General features: G+C 70.0%; 16 protein-coding genes. 10 read left to right on the top strand and 6 right to left on the bottom strand.

Annotation, left to right across the window (positions count from 1 at the left end; translation table 11 throughout):
* Nucleotides 1–300 precede the first annotated feature (300 nt).
* On the top strand, nucleotides 301–846 hold the full coding sequence (locus EF879_RS00555; RefSeq protein ID WP_123553621.1) for a kinase: 546 nt from the start codon (nucleotides 301–303) through the stop codon (nucleotides 844–846).
* A gap of 120 nt (nucleotides 847–966) precedes the next feature.
* Here EF879_RS00555 and EF879_RS00550 read toward each other — a convergent pair whose 3' ends face one another.
* On the bottom strand, nucleotides 967–2,667 hold the full coding sequence (locus tag EF879_RS00550) for a hypothetical protein (protein WP_123553619.1): 1,701 nt from the start codon (nucleotides 2,665–2,667) through the stop codon (nucleotides 967–969).
* Nucleotides 2,668–3,550: 883 nt separating this feature from the next.
* Between EF879_RS00550 and EF879_RS27865 the strand changes: the two genes are divergently transcribed.
* The 3 genes from EF879_RS27865 to EF879_RS00540 all read left to right on the top strand — a co-directional run bounded on the left by EF879_RS27865 (nucleotide 3,551) and on the right by EF879_RS00540 (nucleotide 4,840).
* Nucleotides 3,551–3,892 (top strand): hypothetical protein, encoded by a 342-nt coding sequence (locus tag EF879_RS27865; protein WP_233604140.1) that lies wholly within the window; start codon nucleotides 3,551–3,553, stop codon nucleotides 3,890–3,892.
* Nucleotides 3,889–4,278: a hypothetical protein gene (locus EF879_RS27860; RefSeq protein WP_233604139.1), complete on the top strand. Its 390-nt coding sequence runs from the start codon at nucleotides 3,889–3,891 to the stop codon at nucleotides 4,276–4,278. Before EF879_RS27865 ends, EF879_RS27860 begins: the two co-directional genes overlap by 4 nt.
* Nucleotides 4,279–4,510: 232 nt before the next feature.
* Nucleotides 4,511–4,840, top strand: a complete 330-nt coding sequence (locus EF879_RS00540) for a hypothetical protein (RefSeq protein ID WP_123553617.1) — start codon at nucleotides 4,511–4,513, stop codon at nucleotides 4,838–4,840.
* Between the two features lie 60 nt (nucleotides 4,841–4,900).
* On the opposite strand, the gene EF879_RS00535 is transcribed toward EF879_RS00540, so the two are convergent.
* Nucleotides 4,901–5,995 (bottom strand): serine hydrolase domain-containing protein, encoded by a 1,095-nt coding sequence (locus EF879_RS00535; protein ID WP_123553615.1) that lies wholly within the window; start codon nucleotides 5,993–5,995, stop codon nucleotides 4,901–4,903.
* Between the two features lie 1,215 nt (nucleotides 5,996–7,210).
* On the opposite strand from EF879_RS00535, the gene EF879_RS00530 reads away from it, so the two are divergent.
* The 6 genes from EF879_RS00530 to EF879_RS00505 all read left to right on the top strand — a co-directional run bounded on the left by EF879_RS00530 (nucleotide 7,211) and on the right by EF879_RS00505 (nucleotide 12,541).
* Nucleotides 7,211–8,335 (top strand): PLP-dependent cysteine synthase family protein, encoded by a 1,125-nt coding sequence (locus EF879_RS00530; RefSeq protein WP_305036029.1) that lies wholly within the window; start codon nucleotides 7,211–7,213, stop codon nucleotides 8,333–8,335.
* Nucleotides 8,332–9,651, top strand: coding sequence for an MFS transporter (locus tag EF879_RS00525; RefSeq protein ID WP_123553613.1), 1,320 nt, complete (start codon nucleotides 8,332–8,334; stop codon nucleotides 9,649–9,651). Before EF879_RS00530 ends, EF879_RS00525 begins: the two co-directional genes overlap by 4 nt.
* Nucleotides 9,652–10,210: 559 nt before the next feature.
* On the top strand, nucleotides 10,211–10,627 hold the full coding sequence (locus EF879_RS00520) for a hypothetical protein (protein ID WP_148086324.1): 417 nt from the start codon (nucleotides 10,211–10,213) through the stop codon (nucleotides 10,625–10,627).
* Between the two features lie 33 nt (nucleotides 10,628–10,660).
* Nucleotides 10,661–11,833 (top strand): sulfite exporter TauE/SafE family protein, encoded by a 1,173-nt coding sequence (locus EF879_RS00515; protein WP_233604138.1) that lies wholly within the window; start codon nucleotides 10,661–10,663, stop codon nucleotides 11,831–11,833.
* A gap of 16 nt (nucleotides 11,834–11,849) precedes the next feature.
* Nucleotides 11,850–12,077: a heavy-metal-associated domain-containing protein gene (locus EF879_RS00510; RefSeq protein ID WP_123553608.1), complete on the top strand. Its 228-nt coding sequence runs from the start codon at nucleotides 11,850–11,852 to the stop codon at nucleotides 12,075–12,077.
* Nucleotides 12,078–12,175: 98 nt separating this feature from the next.
* Nucleotides 12,176–12,541: a DUF2752 domain-containing protein gene (locus EF879_RS00505; RefSeq protein WP_233604137.1), complete on the top strand. Its 366-nt coding sequence runs from the start codon at nucleotides 12,176–12,178 to the stop codon at nucleotides 12,539–12,541.
* Nucleotides 12,542–12,637: 96 nt separating this feature from the next.
* Here the strand turns inward: EF879_RS00505 and EF879_RS00500 are convergent, their stop codons facing one another.
* From EF879_RS00500 to EF879_RS00485, 4 genes are all read right to left on the bottom strand, one after another.
* Entirely contained in the window at nucleotides 12,638–14,908 is a 2,271-nt protein-coding gene (locus EF879_RS00500) for a cation-translocating P-type ATPase (protein ID WP_123553607.1), read from the bottom strand.
* 28 nt (nucleotides 14,909–14,936) lie between these two features.
* Complete coding sequence (locus EF879_RS00495; protein WP_123553605.1) at nucleotides 14,937–15,908, bottom strand: hypothetical protein; 972 nt, start codon at nucleotides 15,906–15,908, stop codon at nucleotides 14,937–14,939.
* Nucleotides 15,909–15,937: 29 nt separating this feature from the next.
* Nucleotides 15,938–16,141 carry a heavy-metal-associated domain-containing protein gene (locus EF879_RS00490; protein ID WP_123553603.1) on the bottom strand — a complete coding sequence of 68 codons (204 nt, stop codon included), beginning with the start codon at nucleotides 16,139–16,141 and terminating at the stop codon, nucleotides 15,938–15,940.
* Nucleotides 16,142–16,324: 183 nt separating this feature from the next.
* On the bottom strand, nucleotides 16,325–18,499 hold the full coding sequence (locus tag EF879_RS00485) for a heavy metal translocating P-type ATPase (RefSeq protein WP_123553601.1): 2,175 nt from the start codon (nucleotides 18,497–18,499) through the stop codon (nucleotides 16,325–16,327).
* Nucleotides 18,500–18,614: the final 115 nt, after the last annotated feature.

Here is an 18,614-nt window from a genome sequence, read left to right as displayed (position 1 = left end):
TTGATAGGTCCGCTTCGAGGTGGACCGGCCGCCGTCGGATTCCACCTCCCCGCCGGGAATTGCTGGCCAGCGCGCGGACCACCACCCGCGCTGACTCCCGACACGGCCCGGTTCGTGGACCGCAACCTCGATGCTCACCGGGAACCTCGGGTGCCGTCAAGGCCCCGACCTGGCAAAATATCTCACGCCACCGACTCAGCGGAGGAGCGGCTCGGGACCCGGCGACGCGACGCCGACATCACCCGCGCAGCAAGCAGCGCGTCAGCGGGCCAGTCCAGGGCACGGTGACAGGATGGTCGCGTGACCGAGGACGCTGCGGTGGGATCACCGGAGACAAAGCTGCTGGTCATCCGCGGCAACTCCGGGTCCGGGAAGAGCTCGGTCGCGCGGCAGGTCCGGTACCGGTACGGGCGGGGGATGGCGCTGGAGCAGGACTACCTGCGCCGTATCGTCCTTCGGGAACGCGACGTCGACGGCGGCCTCGCTCCCGAGCTGATCTCCCAGACCGTGCGACTCGCGCTGCGGCACGGCTACCACGTGGTCCTCGAAGGGATCCTCATCTCCCATCGGTACGGGCCGATGATCTCGGCGTTGCGCCGGGACCATCGCGGTGACACGTACGTGTTCTACCTGGACGTGTCCCTGGAGGAGACGCTGCGTCGGCACACGCTCCGGCCGCAGGCGTCCGAGTTCACCGCCGAGGACATGCGCGGCTGGTACCGGCCCCGCGACCTCCTCGGCATGCCCGACGAGATGGTGATCCCCGAGTCCGCCTCGCTGGAGGAGACCGTGGCGTTCATCCAGCACACCGCTGGCCTCGCCGTCCCCAGTCCGGTCGCCGGCTGAAACCCCGCCAGGGCGCCGCACACCGAGCCACGCCCGGCCCCAGCCGTTCGCGTGCCAAGATCGGTCGCCACCGTCACCCGCTAATCCCTCTCTCCGGCCGGGCAGGGACTCGGTATCGAGTTACCGCTCGCCGAGGATCGTTCCGGCCGCGAGGACGAGAGCGGTCACGCCGAACGCGGGCGGGCGGCCGTCGGATGTGGTGAACCGGAAGTACAGCAGCGGCAGCAGATGAGCAGCCAGCCGCTCCCGGTCCACCGGCAGCCTGGCGAACCGGTCCAGCAGCCACGGCGTGGTCAACACCCGCCGTGCGACCGGGTGTCCGACGTTGGCGGTGAGGTGCAGGCAGTCGCGTCTGGTCGTCGCCTGGGCGGTGAGCAGCCCGGTGTGCTTGAAGCACGAGGTGACCAGCTTCGCCAGGAGGTACTCCAGGTCGTGCAGTCCGGCGTACTCGCAGTCGAGCAGCCACCACCGCTGCCCCTCCCGGGCGACGAGGATGTTGTTGAGGTGCGGGTCGCCGCTGGCGTGGACGACCCACGCCGGCGGCTGTGCGAGCCGGCGGTGGGTGAAGTCGATGAGGTCTGCGAGGGTGAAGTCGAGCGGCTCGCCGTCGAGCGTGAGCCGAAACCGGGCCCACGGGCGGAGTCGGGTGGCGAGTTCGGCGGCCCAGGCGGCGAGTACGGCTGGGGTCTCCTCGGTGTGATCCGATGGTCCGTCGACGCCGCTGGCGGGGAGGAGGGTGGCCTGCGCGGCGGCGGCGAGGCGGGCGGCGACGTCGTCGAGGACGGCCTCGAACCGGTCGGGGTCGGTGCCGGCTAACCGGGCGAGGGGGATGCCGTCGAGGTGCTCCATGACCAGGGCGGCCTGGCCTCGCCGGTAGTGCAGTGTCGCTGCTGGGACTGGGTAGTGGCGGGCGAGGGCTTGCAGGCCGGAGAACTCGCGTTCGACGCTCGCTCGGTCCCGGCCGAGCTTCACGACTCTCGCCGGCCGGCCGTGGCCCTCGCGGACGGCGAATACCGGGCTGGTGCTGGGGCGGAGCTGCTCGACCCGGCCGTCCGGCGAGCGGTAGACCGGCGCGGGCCGGTGGTAGTCGGGCTCGACCAGGTAATTGGCGGTGACGGCGGCGCGGATGTGGGTGAGCACGGCGTCGACGGCGCTGGTCAGCGGCAGCGGGGTGGGCCGTGCGGCCAGCAGCGCTAGGTCGACCCGGCCGGCGGTGAGGATGCTCCAGCGGCCGTGATCGTCCTGCCCCGCGTAGAGCAGGTCCGCCGTGTCTGGCCCGGTGGGCAGCCACATCGGGTACCAGACACGGCGGGAGTCCGGACCGTCGAGCCTGAGGTGCAGGATCGGACCGATCTTGCGCCAGGCGATGCCGTCGCGGGAGACCGCCGCCGCGATGCCGCGCGAGTTGGCGGCGCCGTAGGCCATGACCAGGGTGCCGTCGGTGGCCTCGACAACAGCTGGGCAATTGACGCCGTCGGCGTCCGCGCTTCCCGGTTCTCCGCGATCCACGGCCACCCCGCGACGCTGCCACGTCCGTCCGTCGACGGAGCGGCCGACGTGCACACCTCGCCCTCGCCTGTCGTGACCGGCGTACCACATCCACCAGCCGTCCGGCCGCCGCAGCACCGAAGGCAACAGCGCCCGATCGCTCCCACCTGCCGGGGTAAGACCGGCAACCGCGGTGGGCAGGGACCAGGCGGCGCTGCTGTCTGCGCTGACCGTGTGATAGATCCGCCAGCGCCCGTCAGCGGTGACCGCGCTGAACCACAAGTGCACGTTCTCACCCTCGCCGGCCAGGCTCGCGCCGAGCACCTCATTCACGCCATGCGGCGACGGTACACACACACCGGTATCGACGGCGCTGGCCGTGGAGGTCGTCAAGGTCATGATCCGTAGCTCGGTCCGGCCGTCCCCGCGACCGGCACAACTACCCCCGTGCGGCGCGTCAACGGCGGCACCGGTGACCGCCAGCAGGATGCGACCACGATGGCGGGCCACGCCCGCCGTGACCGGGCTCCGACCCGCGGCGGCAACTGCTCGCCGATGGCGCCCCACGATGTCGAGGTGCGGCCCTGCGGTTCCCTGGACCGCCAGCTGCCGGTCAGCTACCCCGCCTGCGGCCCCCGGCAGCGACTGCGCCCAACGCCGACCGCCGAGCGGCTCGACAACCATCCCAGACACCCTCCGACCGGGCTGTTCGGCCGAGATCCGAAAGCTTCCTCTCCAGTGCAGCCGCTGGACCGGTTGTCGAACAGGTCCGACAACGGATTCCGACACCGGGGTTATGCGCCGATCTCGACAGGAATCTTCAGCGCGATGGGCCTGAAGGACGAGCCCGATCGCCGTGAACCCGCCCAGCGGACTGGCAGAGCTGCCTAAGGTGAAGGGCGACCCCCCTGGCACACGACGCCGTTTGGGGGATCATGCTGCGTCCGCCGATCGAGCCGATGCGCGCCCGGCCGACACCCCACCTGCGGACCTGAACCGGACCGGCATGGCCGTCGAGCCGAAGTGGGACGGGTGGCGCGCGCGGTAGCGTTCGTCGAGGCAGAGGGCGTCTTCCTGTAGTCCCGCGCCGGCCGCCCGCTCCATCGCTACTTCCCAGACGTGTGCCGACACTGGCCCTCACCCTGCCGTCGGGGACAATTGTCGACGGCGAGCTGGTGGCCTGGGAAACCAGCCGGGCGCGTACCTCGTTCGGACGGTGCAACGGCGTGTCACCGCCGGCCGCCGCCGCCTCCTCGACGAGATCCGGCAGCACCCCGCCCACCTGGTCGTCTTCGACCTGCTCCAAGACGCCGGAATGGAGGTGCTCCGTCTATCGCTGGTGCAGCGACGAGCCCGCTTGGCGCGTCTGCTCACCAATGCACCGCCGGAGCCGCCGCTCTGCCCGCAGACCACCGATTGGAACCTTGCGCTGGCCTGGTACGGCTGCGGCGACGACATCGGTATCGAAGGGCTCGTCGTCAAGGCCCTACCCGGCGCCTACCGGCTGGGCCGGGCCGACTGGCTCAAGGTCAGGAAGCGGACCAGTCCGAAGCGGTGATCGGAGGAGTCATCGGCAACCTGACCGACCCGGTCGCGCTCCTGCTCGGCCGGTTCGACGCCACCGGACGGCTGCGCCACGCCGGACGCACCGTCCCCCTGCTCACGGCACAACGCCAGGAACTCGGCGTCCTGTTACCCGTCGCAGCCTGGAACGGCCCATACCAGCGGCATCTGTGGCCTTATCCGCTCCCGGCCGCGTGGACCGGTCAGTTCGACCGGCCCCAGCCCGTCGACTACATCCCGGTCGAGCCTGTGATCGTCGTCGAGGTGAGCGCGGACGTCGCCTGGGAACACGGCCGATGGCGGCACCCACTGCGCCTGCTCCGCACGCGCCTAGACCTCGAACCCGAAGACGTCAACCTTCCGTCGGCCCCCTTCGCCTAACTGTCTCGGAGCCGGAGAATCTGCGCTGGTTGCATCGGTTCGGTGGAGAGGGGCGTGTGTGGCCACGTCAGGCGTCGACAGGAAGACCTTGCTCGCAAGGTCGAGTAGGACGACTGACGACAGGCGCCCACCTCGTGGTCATGTCGGAGTTGGCCGATGTGGTGCGACAGCTCCTGCGGCACATGTGGTTCGAGCGCGGGCGCACGGTCGTGACGGCTGGCCGCCTGGTTGGATGGTCACGTTTGCGGCTGTGGTCGCTGCGGTGCTCGTGGTTGGGGTCGTGGTCCCGCTGGTCCGGGCAGTGCTGTTCTGGACTGGCGACGCCACCACGGCCTTGGCGGGATGGTTGGACGAGCAGGCGTTGATCCGGGTTGTTCTGGAGTCGGTGCGTCACTACATCGAAGGGCACTGCCGGCCTTCCGGTTCCCGCGGCCATGCCGTGGTAAACGTGGTGCGTTGTTGGCGTTGCGTTGTTGCTGTCGTCCTTCTTCCGCTCGGGGCGCACGGCGGGCTGGGCGCGGTACGGGGCGGCGACGGTGGCCGTGGTCGCCGCGTCGAATAGCGGCAGGTGATGCGCGGGCGCCCGGCGGATGGGTTAGCAGTGAGGGTGGGCCGTCGCCACTCAGTCCTCTCCGACCACGGTGAGGTCGTCGCCGAGGGCTGTGGCGATTTCGGCGGCGCGGGAGTGGTCGTCGAGTCGGCGGGTGAGGTAGGCGCAGGCGTGGTGGTGGTTCAGTGACCACCAGGCGGCCGAGCCGCCGATGCCGCCTTTGGCGATCTTGCCGTGGTCGCGTACGAACCCGAGGGTCCAGGTGATCCTCGTACCGAAGACCTCGTCGTGACCGGTGACCTGCGAGCTGAGTAGTTCGGTATGGAGGCGGGGTCCCAGCAGGGCGTGTAGGGGCCCGCCCTCGCTTGTGACGAAGGAGAAGAACCTCGCCATGGCGGTCGCGGTCGTATGTAGGTTGACCGCCGCGAAGACCGACTGTCGCCAGGCGCGGGAGTTTGCCTGTTGGATGTCCAGGGTGCCGGCGGGTATCTGCAGCCATGGCGCGGCGTGGAGTTTTTGCGGCCAGTCCTCTTTCGCGTACTCCAGGTCGGCGACGCGCCGTAGGTCGTGATCGGGTACACCGAACCAGGCGTCGAGGTCAAGCGCCGGCCGCACGACGTTGTTGAACATCTCGCCGAGCGTGGTTCCGGTGCTGGCGCGGAGGATGCCGTCGATGAGGTGGCCGTAGGTCAGAGCGTGTTCGCCCAGCGATGTTCCTGGGACGTACTCCGGTGTCGCGTGGGCCAGGCTGGCTCGTAGTCCGGCGTCGTCGAGCAGGTCGAGGTTAGCGGCCTCGGTGGGGAACCGGGGTTGGCCGGCCTGGTGGGTGAGTACCTGGCGCAGGCTGGTGTGCTCCTTGCCCCGTACGCCGTACTCGCGCCAGTAGGTGGCGATCGGTTCGTCCAGGTCCAGCGCGCCGTCGCGGACTGCCACCAGGGCGGCGAGCGTGGCGAACGTCTTCGACAGCGAGTACGGCTGTACCAGTGTGTCGTCGCGCCAGGGGTGCTGCCGCCCGGTGTCGGCCCATCCCCCGCTGAGCCGGACCACCTCACGGCCTTCACGCCAGACCGACACACCCGCCCCGGTCTCCCGGCCGTCGTCCAGCAGCCGCTGGAAGACCTGACGTACCGCGTCGTATCCGTCCTCGGCGAATCCCTCGACCTTCACCCTGTCCGCCTTTCTACTTCGCGATCCTCGACTGCCGCTGCCCGTGCGTGTCATTGGAGACCGGTGGTACCAGGGCCAGCGGTCGCTGCGCCCCGTTTCCGGGCGGCCGGACCGACGTTCGTCTTCGGAGTGTCGAAGTGCGGTTGACGGCATGGCGGCTACCCGCCCTCTCTGTGTGAGGCGCACCTCGAGCCACTCAGAGGATACCGGGCGGGGGTATCCGTGAGCAATCGAGAGAGGAAGAAGGTCTGGTCTGGAGGTCCTTGTCCAGACCGCAACCAGGTCGAGTTCGCCGGACCGGCTTCGATCGAAGCCCAGCTCTAGGGTGACCTGCTTGGCGAGATCCCGCCCCTCGGCGAGGGGCTGCCGGGAATCCCATCCGGCCTCGACTGTCGAGCGGACCATGGTCTCGGTCACCGTCAGTCGCTCTTCACGGGAAGGGGTCCGACAAGCTGGTCGCGAGGCAGATCTCCCGTGCAATGAGCATCGCCTGCCTGAGTTGAGAAGACCTCAATAAACGAGGCAAAGATAGTCAAGTGTCAGATAAAGTCACAAGACATGCGGAATGTAGGATAATTCCGTGCTGGGCAGGGTGAAGTGTGTGGTCAGGACTTCATCCAGGCGCCTGTCCGCGCTGAGATTCGCGCTGGCGCTCGCCGTCCTGCTCTGCCCGTCGGCGGCAGATGGACTTCACGAACCCGAAGGCCGATCACATACCGCAGTCGCGGCCAGCAGCGCCCCGCCCGGCTCGGCCGCGCTGGTGCCCTCCACCGTTGACGCGCCGAACCATCGTGTGACGTCGCTGTCGCGTTCGCCGTCGGCCCTGCATGCGACGACGCATGACCATACGTGCGAGCGTTCTTCCACGGTTTCGGGCCTGGCCGGTGGCTGGCCGGCGCCGCCTCCGGCAGCCGCCGGCGGCTGCCCCCGGCCCGATGCCACCAGCGTCGCTGCCGCCGCCTCGGTGATGGCGGGCCGCGCCTTGCTTTTGTTGTGCTGCGTCAGTAGGACGTGATCGGACCTCGGGCCGGCTCATGGCGCAGGCCCGTCCCCGACTTTCACATTTGCCGCCCAACGGGCCGGCCGCCGCGTCCAGTTCGGTCGCGAGTGAGGTCCGTTGCGTGGCGGCTCCGCTTGTCTCCGGCCGTCCGTTGAGCGGCGCCGCTGACGCTGCGCGCCCGGGTTGGCCCCACGTTCGAAACGAAATGGAGTCACATGATGACGCATTCGACCCTGTCGCAGGCGACCTTTCTGCCTGCCCCGAATCAGCTTGTTTCCGGCCCGACCTGCCAGTTCCTCGCCCAACTCGTCGGTAACACGCCGGTGGTGTGGACCCCGGATGTCTATCGGCACTCCGAGCGGGGCTTCTGGGCGAAATTGGAGGGCCACAATCCTGGCGGTATCAAGGACCGCGTTGGCCTTCACCTGGTCCGCCGGGCGCGGGAGCGCGGCCAACTCGCGCCCGGAGCGCCGATCATCGAGTCGACCTCCGGGACGCTCGGGCTCGGGCTGGCGCTGGCGGGTGTCGTCTACGGACATCCGGTCATCCTGGTCACCGACCCCGGCATGGAGCCGGTGATGCGTAATCTGCTGACCGCGTACGGCGCCCGGGTCGTAGTGGTCGAGCGGCCTCATCCCAGCGGCGGCTGGCAGCAGGCACGTCGGGACGAGGTGGCCGCGCTCGCCCACCGGCATCCCGAGGCGTTCTGCCCGGACCAATACCACAACCCCGACACCGTCGAGGCGTACACCGGCCTGGCCCTGGAGCTGGCCGGCCAGCTCGGCCGCGTCGACGTGCTGGTCTGCAGCGTCGGCACCGGGGGACACAGCGCGGGCGTGGCCCGGGGCCTTCGTCAGTTCTTTCCCCGCCTGCGTCTGGTCGGTGTGGACACCGTCGGCTCCACCATCTTCGGGCAGCCCGCACGGCCGCGACTGATGAGAGGACTCGGTAGCAGCATCTACCCCCGTAACGTGGACTACGCGGCGTTCAGCGAGGTGCACTGGGTCGCCGCCGCGGAGGCGGTGTGGGTGTGCCGGCAGCTCGCCGCCGCTCGGTTCATCACCGGCGGCTGGAGTGTCGGCGCGGTTGCCTTGGTCTCGTCGTGGTTGGCACGCACGTTGCCCGACGACAGCCGTATCGTGGCGATCTTCCCGGACGGGCCGCAACGCTACGCCGACACCATCTACAGCGACAGCTACTGCCGGCGGCACGATCTGCTCGGCAGGCCACCCGCCCATGATCCCGACGACCTGGCCGATCCCACCGAGCGCGAGGTGGTCCGGTGGAGTCGCTGCGCCACGATCGTCGACCCCACCGGCAGCTCCGGGGAGTGCTCATGAGATCCACCATGCTCCAGCTCAGGTCGTTCGACCGGCCCGTCCGACTGCTGCTGGTGAACCAGCTGACGATCAACATCGGGTTCTACATGCTGATGCCGTACCTGGCCGGCTATCTGGCCGGCGGCCTCGGCATGGCCGCCTGGATGGTCGGCCTCATCCTCGGGATACGCAATCTCAGCCAGCAGGGCATGTTCCTCATCGGCGGCAGCCTGGCCGACCGGATCGGCTACAAGCCGATGATCCTGGCTGGTCTGGCGCTGCGGGTGGTCGGCTTCGGTCTCCTCGCCGTCGTCGAGTCCCTACCCGCGCTGATTCTGGCCTCCGCCTTGACCGGGCTGGCCGGAGCGTTGTTCAACCCGGCCGTACGCGCCTACCTCGCCGAGCAGGCCGGCGACCGGAACGTCGAGGCGTTTGCCCTGTTCAACCTCTTCTACCAGGCGGGGATCCTCGTCGGCCCACTGCTCGGCCTGGTCCTGATCAGGATCGACTTCCGCTGGGTGTGCCTTGTCGCCGCGCTGCTGTTCCTCGTCCTGTTCGCGCTGCAGGCCCGCGCGTTACCCGAACGCGGCGCCGAGGCTGAGCAGTCCGGGCGGACAATGCTCGGCGACTGGCGCCAAGCGCTGAACAACCGTCCTTTCCTGCTGTTCTCCCTTGCCATGATCGGCTCCTACGTCCTGAACTTCCAGGTCTATCTCGGCCTCCCGATCGAGGTACGGAAAGCGACAGGCGGCGAGGCCGGAGTCACGATCCTCTTCGCCGTGTCGGGCCTGTTGACCATCCTCGGGCAGGTGCGGGTCACCGCCTGGGTCAGATCGCGATGGAGACCGCCTCGCGCCATCACCCACGGGCTGGTGTTGCTGGCCGTAGCGTTCGTACCGCTGGCCATCGCCGCGATCACGCCAGCGCCAACACCGGGGCGGGCGGAGGACTCATACCGGTGGTGGACGTACGTGATCGCGTTGGCGCCGGTGCTCACCAGCACGGTTCTGCTGACCCTCGCCACGATGATCGTCTACCCGTTCGAGATGGCCACGATCGTCGCCCTCGCCGACGGGCGGATGGTCGGCACGTACTACGGCCTCTACAACACCCTGTCCGGGCTTGGCATCGCCGTAGGGAACCTCCTGACCGGCGTCGCCCTCGATGCCGGGGACAACGCCGGGCTTCCCGCTCTGCCCTGGACCGTCCTGACCGGCACCGGGCTTGCCTGCGCAGCCGCGGTCTGGCGGCTCGACCGCCGCGGAAACCTCACCACACCGGAGGAACGAACCACTCCGCCGGTCAGTTCGCCGACAAAGGAAGGCGCCCGACCATGAGAACCGGGCAACAGTCACCATCATCCGCCACCCGCCCGGCTACGGAAGCCCGCGCACAAGGCCACCGCGGCGCAACGCCGGTACTCCGGCACGGTTGGGCGGACCGAGAACCGCGCATTCCTGGCCCAGGCAGCCGGCACAGGCGGGCATTGGTCGACCGGAAACTATACCTGCCTGGGTGTGGTGCGACGCCTCGCCCCCGCCACGAGAACGCCGTGGTCGACGCCCTGCTCCTCGGCGACACGGGCGCTGAGTCACAGCAGGATGTGGCCTACGCCCACGGTGAGAGTCGTGAAGAACGGTTATCCGGTTCCCAGAATCGGCCGGGCGCGTCGTCTCGCCCTAGGCGAGGGTCGCCGTATCCTGGCCACCTGATCACCACCGTCCCGGCCCTCGACCATCACTCATTGATGACCATGGTGGCGCTACTTCTGCCGTTTGTCGGGCCAGGAGAGCCCACTACCAGCGAAGACAGCGAGTCCAGCAGCTACGGCTGGAGTGCCAATTCGGCTCATTGACCCTGGGTTGGGCGACGGACGTTGTGTCGTAGGCTGGCGCGGTGGGCTTCGCCACCCAGGGAGCATCTTCCCGTCGCGTGCTGCGCTGGCTATTGGTCGCCGGCGTGCTGCTGGGTGTGATGTTGCTGCATGGGGTGCAGTGCGGGGCAGGACCGCTGGGCGTGACCGGAACCGCCCATCACATGAGCGAGGGCGGTGACGTCGCACCCATGGCGGCCGCCTCGCTGGACGAGGTGTTGGCGGCGCCTGTCCCGCCGGGCGAACATGATCACGGCGGCGCCAGCGTGGTGGCCGGTGCCTGCCTGTTCCTGTTGTCGGCTGTCGCGGGCGTGATGTTGGCCGGGCTGGCGATTCGACGGCTGCCGGGCACCGCGTCGGGGGACCCGCCCCGGGCGGTGCCGGTGGTGCTCGGCATGGTGGCGCCGGCTCTGTTCCGGTTGTGCGTGCTGCGCTTATAGGAGAAGTCTGTCTTCGATGTTCCAGGCTGGCCGGTGACCCGGTTGGCCTGTCGAGCCTTCGTGGCGGCCGGTGCGCCGCCGTTTGTCGACTTCTTCAATTGCGTAGAAAGCCTTGTGGTGATGAATCTTGTTCCTGTTCTGGTGACCGGTTTGTTCGCTGGCGGTGTCTCGTGTGCGGCGGTTCAGGGGGGTCTGCTGGCCGGGCTGGTGATGCGTCAGCGGGAGTCGACCGCTGCTGGCCGCGGTCCAGCCGAAGGTGGCTCCGCGTCGGGCGGCGTGCCGTGGCAGGTGCGGCTGGCCGACGACCTGGCCCCGGTGGGTTCGTTCCTGGCCGGCAAGTTGGTGTCTCACGTGCTACTCGGTGCCCTGCTGGGTGCGCTCGGCGGAGCCGTGCAGTTGTCCGTCGGGGTCCGGACCATGACGCAGATCGGCGCGGGTGTGCTGGTCGTCGTGTTCGGTCTGGCGCAGTTGGGCGTGCCTGGGCTCCGCGGGTTGGTGATCGAGCCGCCGGCGTCGTGGTCGCGGTTCGTGCGAGGTCGGGCCCGCTCGTCGTCGGCGTTCGCGCCAGCGGTGTTGGGTCTGGTGAGTGTGCTCGTGCCGTGTGGGGTGACGTTGTCGGTGGAGGCGCTGGCGTTGGCGTCCGGGTCGGCGTGGGCGGGTGCGGCGACGATGGCGGTGTTCGTGGTCGGCACTTCGCCGCTGTTCGTCGTCCTGGGTTACCTCGCGCGGCGGGCCGCTGGCGCGTGGCGGGGTCGGCTGGCTACGGCGACCGGGTTGGTGGTGGTGGCGTTGGGGCTGTACACGCTCAACGGGGGTTTGGAGCTGTCCGGGTCGCCGCTTGCCGCGTCCCGGATTGCCGAGGCGGCGGGGTTCGGGCCGGCGCCGGTTACCGCCGCCGCGGCTCCGCACGACGCTCCGCCGGTGTCTGTCGACGCGACGGGTGTGCAGTTGGTTGTCGTCACCGCCGTGACGGGGGAGTACCGGCCGGGCAACATCGCGGTCCGGGCCGGGGTGCCGACCCGGTTGGTGGTGCGTGCCCAGGATGCGCAGGGCTGCGTGCGGGCGTTCGTGATCCCGTCGCTGGGCAGGCAGTGGATTCTGCCGGCCGATGGGGACACGGCCATCGACCTGGGTGTGCTCAAACCGGGTCGGCTGGACTACTCCTGCGGCATGGGCATGTACACCGGCCGGCTCACCATTTCCTGACCGGAGAGGTCTTCTGATGTCTGACGTTACAACGTTCACGTTCCGGGTCAGCGGGATGCACTGCGGAAGCTGCGGAATGTTGATCGACGAGAGAGTCGAGGAACTGCCGGGGGTACGCAGGTCGCAGACGTCGGTGCGGGCGGGTCGCACCGTTGTCGATGTCGACCGGGCTGACGCGGATCCCGAGGTGCTGGCGGCGGCGATCACCGCCGCTGGCTATCCCGCCCGGTTGGAGGCACCGTGACTGCACCACTACCCCCGGAGGCGCCGGCTGTATCGATCCGCCGACCGTGGTCCGGTTGGTGGGCGCCGGTTACCGTCTGGGCCACACTCGCTGGCGCGGTGTCGTACGTGCTGGCGTTCGACCCGACAGACCGGGTCGCGGACCCGACCGGGCCGTGTCTGTGGCACGCCGTCTTCGGCATTGACGGGCCGGGCTGTGGCGGTACCCGTATGGTCTGGTACCTGTTGCACGGCGATCTGGTGCAGGCGGGCCGGCATCACCTGGCCGCGCTGCTCGCGGTGCCGTACGCGCTGTACGCGTTGCTCGCGTGGACGGTTTCCGCCTTCGGCGGGCGGATGCGGGTGTGGCGGGTACCGCAGTGGGTGCTCTGGGGCTACGGCATTGGTTTTCTGGTCTACGCGGTCGTGCTGCGTAACCTGCCGTGGGAGCCGTTCACCTGGTTCTACGTGCCGAATCTGGTCTGACGCACCGGGCACTTGGCCGGCGCGCGGCAGCGTTCGGCAAGGGTTCGGCCGCCGGATCCCGTTTCACGGCGGGGTCCGGCGGCCGATCCAGTGCTGTTACGGCTGGCGGATGGGTTTGAAGCCGCGCAGTCGCAGGCTGTTGGACACGACGAAGACCGACGAGAACGCCATCGCGGCGCCGGCGATCATCGGGTTGAGCATGCCGGCGGCGGCCAACGGGAGGGCGGCGATGTTGTAGGCGAAGGCCCAGAACAGGTTGCCCTTGATGGTGGCCAGGGTGCGTCGGGAGAGTCGTATCGCGTCGACGGCGGCCATCAGGTCGCCTCGGACCAGGGTGAGGTCGGAGGCCTCGATTGCCACGTCGGTACCGGTGCCCATGGCCAGGCCGAGGTCGGCCCGCGCGAGAGCGGCGGCGTCGTTGACGCCGTCGCCGACCATCGCCACGACCTTGCCCTCGGCTTGGAGCCGCTTGACGACGTCGACCTTGTCCGCCGGCAACACCTCCGCGATGACCTCGTCGATGCCCACCTCCGCCGCCACGGCGCGGGCCACGGTGGTGTTGTCGCCGGTAAGCAGGACCGGGGTCAGGCCGAGCGCCCGCAACGCGGCGACGGCCTGCCGGCTGGTCGGTTTGACCGTGTCGGCGACCACGAGCACCGCCCGTACCTGCCCGGCCCAGCCGGCGAGGACCGCCGTGCGTCCCTTCGCCTCGGCGTCGGCGAGCGCCTGGCGCAGCTCTTCGGGCAGGTCCAGCCCGTGTTCGCGCATCAGCCGCTCACGCCCGACCACGATCTGCCGGCCGTCGACAGTGCCGATGACGCCGAGCCCTTCGGTGTTGGCGAACCCGGTCACCTGCGGTAGCGGCCCGACCCTGCTGGTGGCGCCGGCCGTGACGGCCTGGGCGATCGGGTGTTCGGAGCCGGCCTCGACCGCGCCAGCGAGCCGGAGTACCTCGTTGGCGTCCTGTCCGTCGGCGGCGATGGCGTCGAGCAGGCTCATCCGGCCGGTGGTGACGGTGCCGGTCTTGTCCAGGACGACGGTGTCGACGGTCCGGGTGGACTCGAGCACTTCGGGGCCCTTGATGAGGATGCCGAGCTGGGCACCGCGGCCGGTGCCGACCAGCAGGGCGGTCGGGGTGGCCAGGCCGAGGGCGCAGGGGCAGGCGATGATCAGGACCGCGACCGCGGCGGTGAAGGCCGCCGTGAGGCCGTTGCCGGTGCCGATCCAGTAGCCCAGGGTGGCGACGGCGAGGGCGATGACGATCGGTACGAAGACGCCGGAGATCCGGTCGGCGAGGCGCTGCACCTGTGCTTTGCCGGTCTGCGCCTGCTCGACCAGCTTCGCCATCTGCGCGAGTTGGGTGTCGGCGCCGACCCGGGTGGCCCGTACGATCAGTCGGCCGCCAGCGTTGACGGTCGCGCCGACCACTGTGTCTCCGGCGGTGACCTCGACCGGTACGGACTCGCCGGTGAGCATGCTGGCGTCGACCGCGGAGACGCCGTCCTCGATCACGCCGTCGGTGGCGATCTTCTCCCCGGGGCGGACGACGAACCGGTCCCCGACCGCGAGTTGGTCGACCGGGATACGGACCTCGGCGCCGTCGCGCAGCACCGCGACGTCCTTGGCGCCCAGGTGCAGCAGGGCGCGCAGCGCCGCGCTGGCTCGGCGCTTGGCGCGGGCCTCGAAGTACCGGCCGGCCAGGATGAAGAGGGTGACCCCGGAAGCGGCCTCCAGGTAGATGTTGCCGACGCCGTCGCTTCGGCCGATGTCGAGGCTGAACGGGTGGGTCATCCCGGGTTCGCCGGCGGTGCCGAAGAACAGGGCCCACAGCGACCAGCCGAACGCGGCGAGGGTGCCCATCGACACCAGGGTGTCCATGGTCGCGGCACCGTGCCGCAGGTTGACCCAGGCGGCCCGGTGGAACGGCAGGCCGCCGTAGACGACGACGGGGGCGGCGAGGGTGAGCGACAGCCACTGCCAGTTGGTGAACTGCCACGCCGGCACCATGGCCAGGGCGATCACCGGCACGGTCAGCACCAGCGACACCCACAGCCGGATACGCAGCGTGAACAGCTCGTCGGGGGGTTCGCCCCGCACGTCCCGATCGTCGCCGGTCGGCTGTGGCGGCTTGGGTAGCTCGGCGGTGTACCCGGTCTTCTCCACCGTCGCGATCAGATCCTGGGCGGTGACCGCAGGGTCGTCGACGGTGACGCTGGCCTTCTCGGTGGCGTAGTTGACCGTCGCGGTCACCCCGTCGAGACGGTTGAGTTTCTTCTCGATCCGGGCGGCGCAGGAGGCGCAGGTCATGCCACCGATCGCCAGCTCGATCTGGTTTGTGGCCATGGGCAGGGGTCGGCCGGATGTCATCTGGTGCGCTCCTCCGTGCGGGTGTCGCTCAGTTGTGGGTGTGACCGGTGCCGTGCCCACCGGACGGGCTGGGCGTTGGCTGCGGCGACGTGGGCGCCGCGGTGGTGGCCACGTCGCCGGCGTGCGCGGTGAACTCGGCGGTGCGGACGGTCCCGGCGTGCTGGAAGTCCAGGAACAACCGGTAGGCGCCGGCCGAGGGCACCCGCGCGTAGAAGGTGATGTCCGGGCCCGCCGCGGTACGCCCATCGCCCGGCGTTCCTTCGGGGTGCACGTGCAGGTAGGCCAGGTCGCCGTCGCGTAGCGCCACCAGGTGCCCGTACGCGGCGAGGTAGGGCTGCAGGTCGGTGACCGGTCGACCGTCCTTGGACACGCTCAGGGTGAGCTTCGAGTCCGTCCCCGGCACCAGGTCACCGGCGAGGGTGACGGTGTAGCCGTCCACCACCGCGGTACGCGCGGGAGCCGGCAACGGACGCGGCTTGTAGGCACCCGGCGCGGGCACGTCGACACCGAGCGTCAGCGGCTCGGCGCGGGCGGCCGGCTGGAAGTCGGCGAAGATCCGGTACTGTCCAGCCGCTCCGATCGCAAGCGGCGTCGTCCAGGTACCGTCGCCGGCCACCTGCGGGTGCAGGTGCTGGAACCCGGACAGGTCGCGGCGTACCACGATCAGATGCAGGTCCTTGTCGTGGGTCGGGGTGTAGTCGGTGACCGGACGACCGTCCGGTCCGGTCACCCGGAAGGTGAACTCGGATGTGGTGCCGGGGTTCAGGCTGGTGGTGACCGGCACGAGCCGATAGCCGTCCTGGGCCACCTGAAGCCCACCCGGAACCTCCTCGGCGCCGTCCGCCGTGCCGGTGCCCTGGCTGTCGCTGCCGTGTCCGGTGTCGTGACCCTCGGGGGCGGGTCGGCTGTCGGGGCCGACCACCCCGCCGACGCCCAAGGCGGCGACGAAGATCGCCGCCAGCCCCGCCGCGTAGCCACCCACCTTGATCGGCGTTTTCATGCTGTGCCGCCCTGTCCTGTCTTCGAATGTCAGCTGATGAGTTCGTAGCCCGCCTCGTCCACGGCGGCGCGGACCGCCGCCTCGTCCAGCGGGGTATCGCTGGTGACCGTGACGGCGCCGCTGGCCAGGTCGACCCGCACCTCCGTCACGCCGGGGAGTTGGCTCACCTCGGTCTGCACTGAGTTGACGCAGTGGTTGCAGGTCATGCCGGACACGGTGTAGGTCGTCTGCATGGGGATCTCCTCTGGTCTCGTCCCGAGGGCGCGGCAATCGCCACCTCCGGGGGGTAGTCGAGAGCGCCGCTCTGACGCTCACAGGCCCACCATACCCCTACCCCCAGGGGGTATCAAGCTGGCCAGGCCCCTCGGCGCGCTGGTGTGGGCCCGGCCGGAGCGGCCCGACCCACACCCTTTCGGTTACCGCTGCTGCTGTTCCGGGGTGAGGCGTACCCGGCGGAGCAGTTGGGCGTTGAGCGCGACCACGATGGTGGAGGCGGACATGAGCACCGCTCCCACGGCCGGACTCAACGTCAGGCCCGCCCAGGCCAGGACCCCGGCCGCGAGGGGGATCGCGATGATGTTGTAGCCGGCTGCCCAGCCGAGGTTCTGCAGCATCTTGCGGTACGACGCCTTCGACAGCCGGATCACGCCGGTGACTCCCCGGGGGTCGGAGGAGGCGAGGACGACACCGGCCGACTCGATCGCCACGTCGGTGCCGGCGCCGATCGCGATACCGACGTCGGCCCGGGCCAGCGCCGGAGCGTCGTTGACCCCGTCACCGACCATCGCCACCGTCAGGCCCCGGGACTGGAGGTCGGCGACCGCCTTGTCCTTGTCCGCCGGCAGCACCTCCGCGAACACCTCGTCCACCCCGGGGCGGAAGCCGAGATCGGAGGCGACCGCGTCGGCAACACCCCGGGCGTCCCCGGTGATCATCACGATCTTGTCCACTCCCTGCTCGCGTAGTTGCGCGATCGCCTGCCGGGCCTCGGGGCGGATCTCGTCCTCCAGTCCCAGCGCCCCGAGCACCTCGGGACGCCCGTCGGCCAGCCGGAGCAGGTGCAGCACCGCCGCGCCGCGGCGTACCCACGCCCGCGTCGTGGCGGCGATCTCGTCCGGGACCTGGGCGTCGAGTTCGCGCAGCAGGGCCGGCCCGCCGACGGCGTACCGGGTGCCGTCGACGGTGGCCTGCACGCCCCGGCCGGTCAGCGACCGGAAGTCCGTCGCGGCGGCGCGCTCGACGCGGGCGGCAGCGGCCACGATCGCCCTGGCGAGGGGGTGTTCGCTGTCGGCCTCCACCGCGCCGGCCAACCGGAGCACCTCGTCGTCGCTGCTACCGGGTGCGGCGGTGACGCCGGTGACGGTGTGCGCGCCCTTGGTCAGGGTGCCGGTCTTGTCGAACAGCACCGCCCGCACGGTGCGCATCCGTTCCAGCGCGAGCCGGTCCTTGACCAGGATGCCGGCCTTCGCCGCCACCGTGGTCGACAGGGAGATCACCAACGGGATGGCCAGACCGAGCGCGTGCGGGCAGGCGATCACGAGCACCGTCACGGTACGGACCACGGACTGGTCGACGTCGCCGAATGCCCACCAGGCCGCGAAGGTCAGCACGGCGGCGACCATCGCGACGTAGAACAGCAGCGCGGCGAACCGGTCGGCGAGCACCTGCGCCCGACCGCCGGCGGCCTGGGCCTGCGCGACCAGGCGTTGGATGCCGGCCAGCGCGGTGTCCTCGCCCACCGCCTCGACCCGGACCCGGATCGCCGAGTCGGTCGCCACCGTGCCGGCGACCACCCGGTCCCCGACCACCCGGCGTACCGGACGGGACTCACCGGTGATCATCGACTCGTCCAGCTCCGCCTCGCCGTCGACGATCCGCCCATCGGCCGGAACCCGGGCGCCGGACCGGACCAGCACCACATCGCCCACGGTCAGGTCCGCGACCGACACGCGTCGTACCTGACCGTCGTCGGTCAGCCGTTCGGCGTCGTCGGGCAGCAGTGCGGCCAGCGCGGCCAGCGCCCCCCGGGCCTGCCCGATGGCCTTCATCTCCTGCCAGTGGCCGAGCAGCATGATGGTGACCAGGGCGGCCAGTTCCCACCAGAAGTCGAGGTCGAAGGCACCGAGGCTGGTCGCCAGCGAGGCGACGTAGGCGACGGTGATCGCCATCGAGATCAGCAGCATCATCCCGGGCGCGCGGTCGCGTAGCTCCCGTACGCCGCCGGCCAGGAACGGCCATCCGCCGTACCAGAACACCACCGACCCGAGCACCGGGCCGAGCCAGGACATGCCGGGAAAGTCCAGGCGGTAGCCGAACCAGTCCATCACCATGTGGCTGGTGACCACGATCGGCACGGTGAGGGCGAGACTCAGCCAGAACTTGCGGCGGAACAGCTCCGGGTCGTGCCCGGCGTGCTTGTCGTGACCCTGGTGAGCACCGCCGTGACCGGCCGCACCCGCGTGGTCCGCATGGTGCTTGTGATCGCCACCCTGGGACTGATCGACGGCTTGGCTGGAAGTTCCAGCGTCGGCTCTGTCGTCCCGGTGCGCCGCCTCGGTACCCGTTCGCGTCGTGTGCGAGTGTTGTCGCATTCTCAGTCACCTCCTCGTGCGAACTATACCCCTCGGGGGTATATCCGCAAGGTGGGCCGGCCATGTGGCGGATCACGCGGCCGTTCGGCGGAAGGCGCTGCCGGCCGCTTCCGTT

The sequence above is a fragment of the Micromonospora sp. HM5-17 genome, from assembly GCF_003762835.1.
In the GTDB taxonomy this organism is placed as follows: domain Bacteria; phylum Actinomycetota; class Actinomycetes; order Mycobacteriales; family Micromonosporaceae; genus Plantactinospora.
This window is presented reverse-complemented; position numbering and strand designations above follow the sequence as displayed.

What these genes read in the sequence shown, in the direction of transcription:
- EF879_RS00540 (WP_123553617.1), top strand. Translation starts at nt 4,511, where the DNA reads ATGGTCACGTTTGCGGCTGTGGTCGCTGCGGTGCTCGTGGTTGGGGTC.
- EF879_RS00530 (WP_305036029.1), top strand. Translation starts at nt 7,211, where the DNA reads ATGATGACGCATTCGACCCTGTCGCAGGCGACCTTTCTGCCTGCCCCG.
- EF879_RS00525 (WP_123553613.1), top strand. Translation starts at nt 8,332, where the DNA reads ATGAGATCCACCATGCTCCAGCTCAGGTCGTTCGACCGGCCCGTCCGA.
- EF879_RS00510 (WP_123553608.1), top strand. Translation starts at nt 11,850, where the DNA reads ATGTCTGACGTTACAACGTTCACGTTCCGGGTCAGCGGGATGCACTGC.
- EF879_RS00500 (WP_123553607.1), bottom strand. Translation starts at nt 14,908, where the DNA reads ATGACATCCGGCCGACCCCTGCCCATGGCCACAAACCAGATCGAGCTG.
- EF879_RS00495 (WP_123553605.1), bottom strand. Translation starts at nt 15,908, where the DNA reads ATGAAAACGCCGATCAAGGTGGGTGGCTACGCGGCGGGGCTGGCGGCG.
- EF879_RS00490 (WP_123553603.1), bottom strand. Translation starts at nt 16,141, where the DNA reads ATGCAGACGACCTACACCGTGTCCGGCATGACCTGCAACCACTGCGTC.
- EF879_RS00485 (WP_123553601.1), bottom strand. Translation starts at nt 18,499, where the DNA reads ATGCGACAACACTCGCACACGACGCGAACGGGTACCGAGGCGGCGCAC.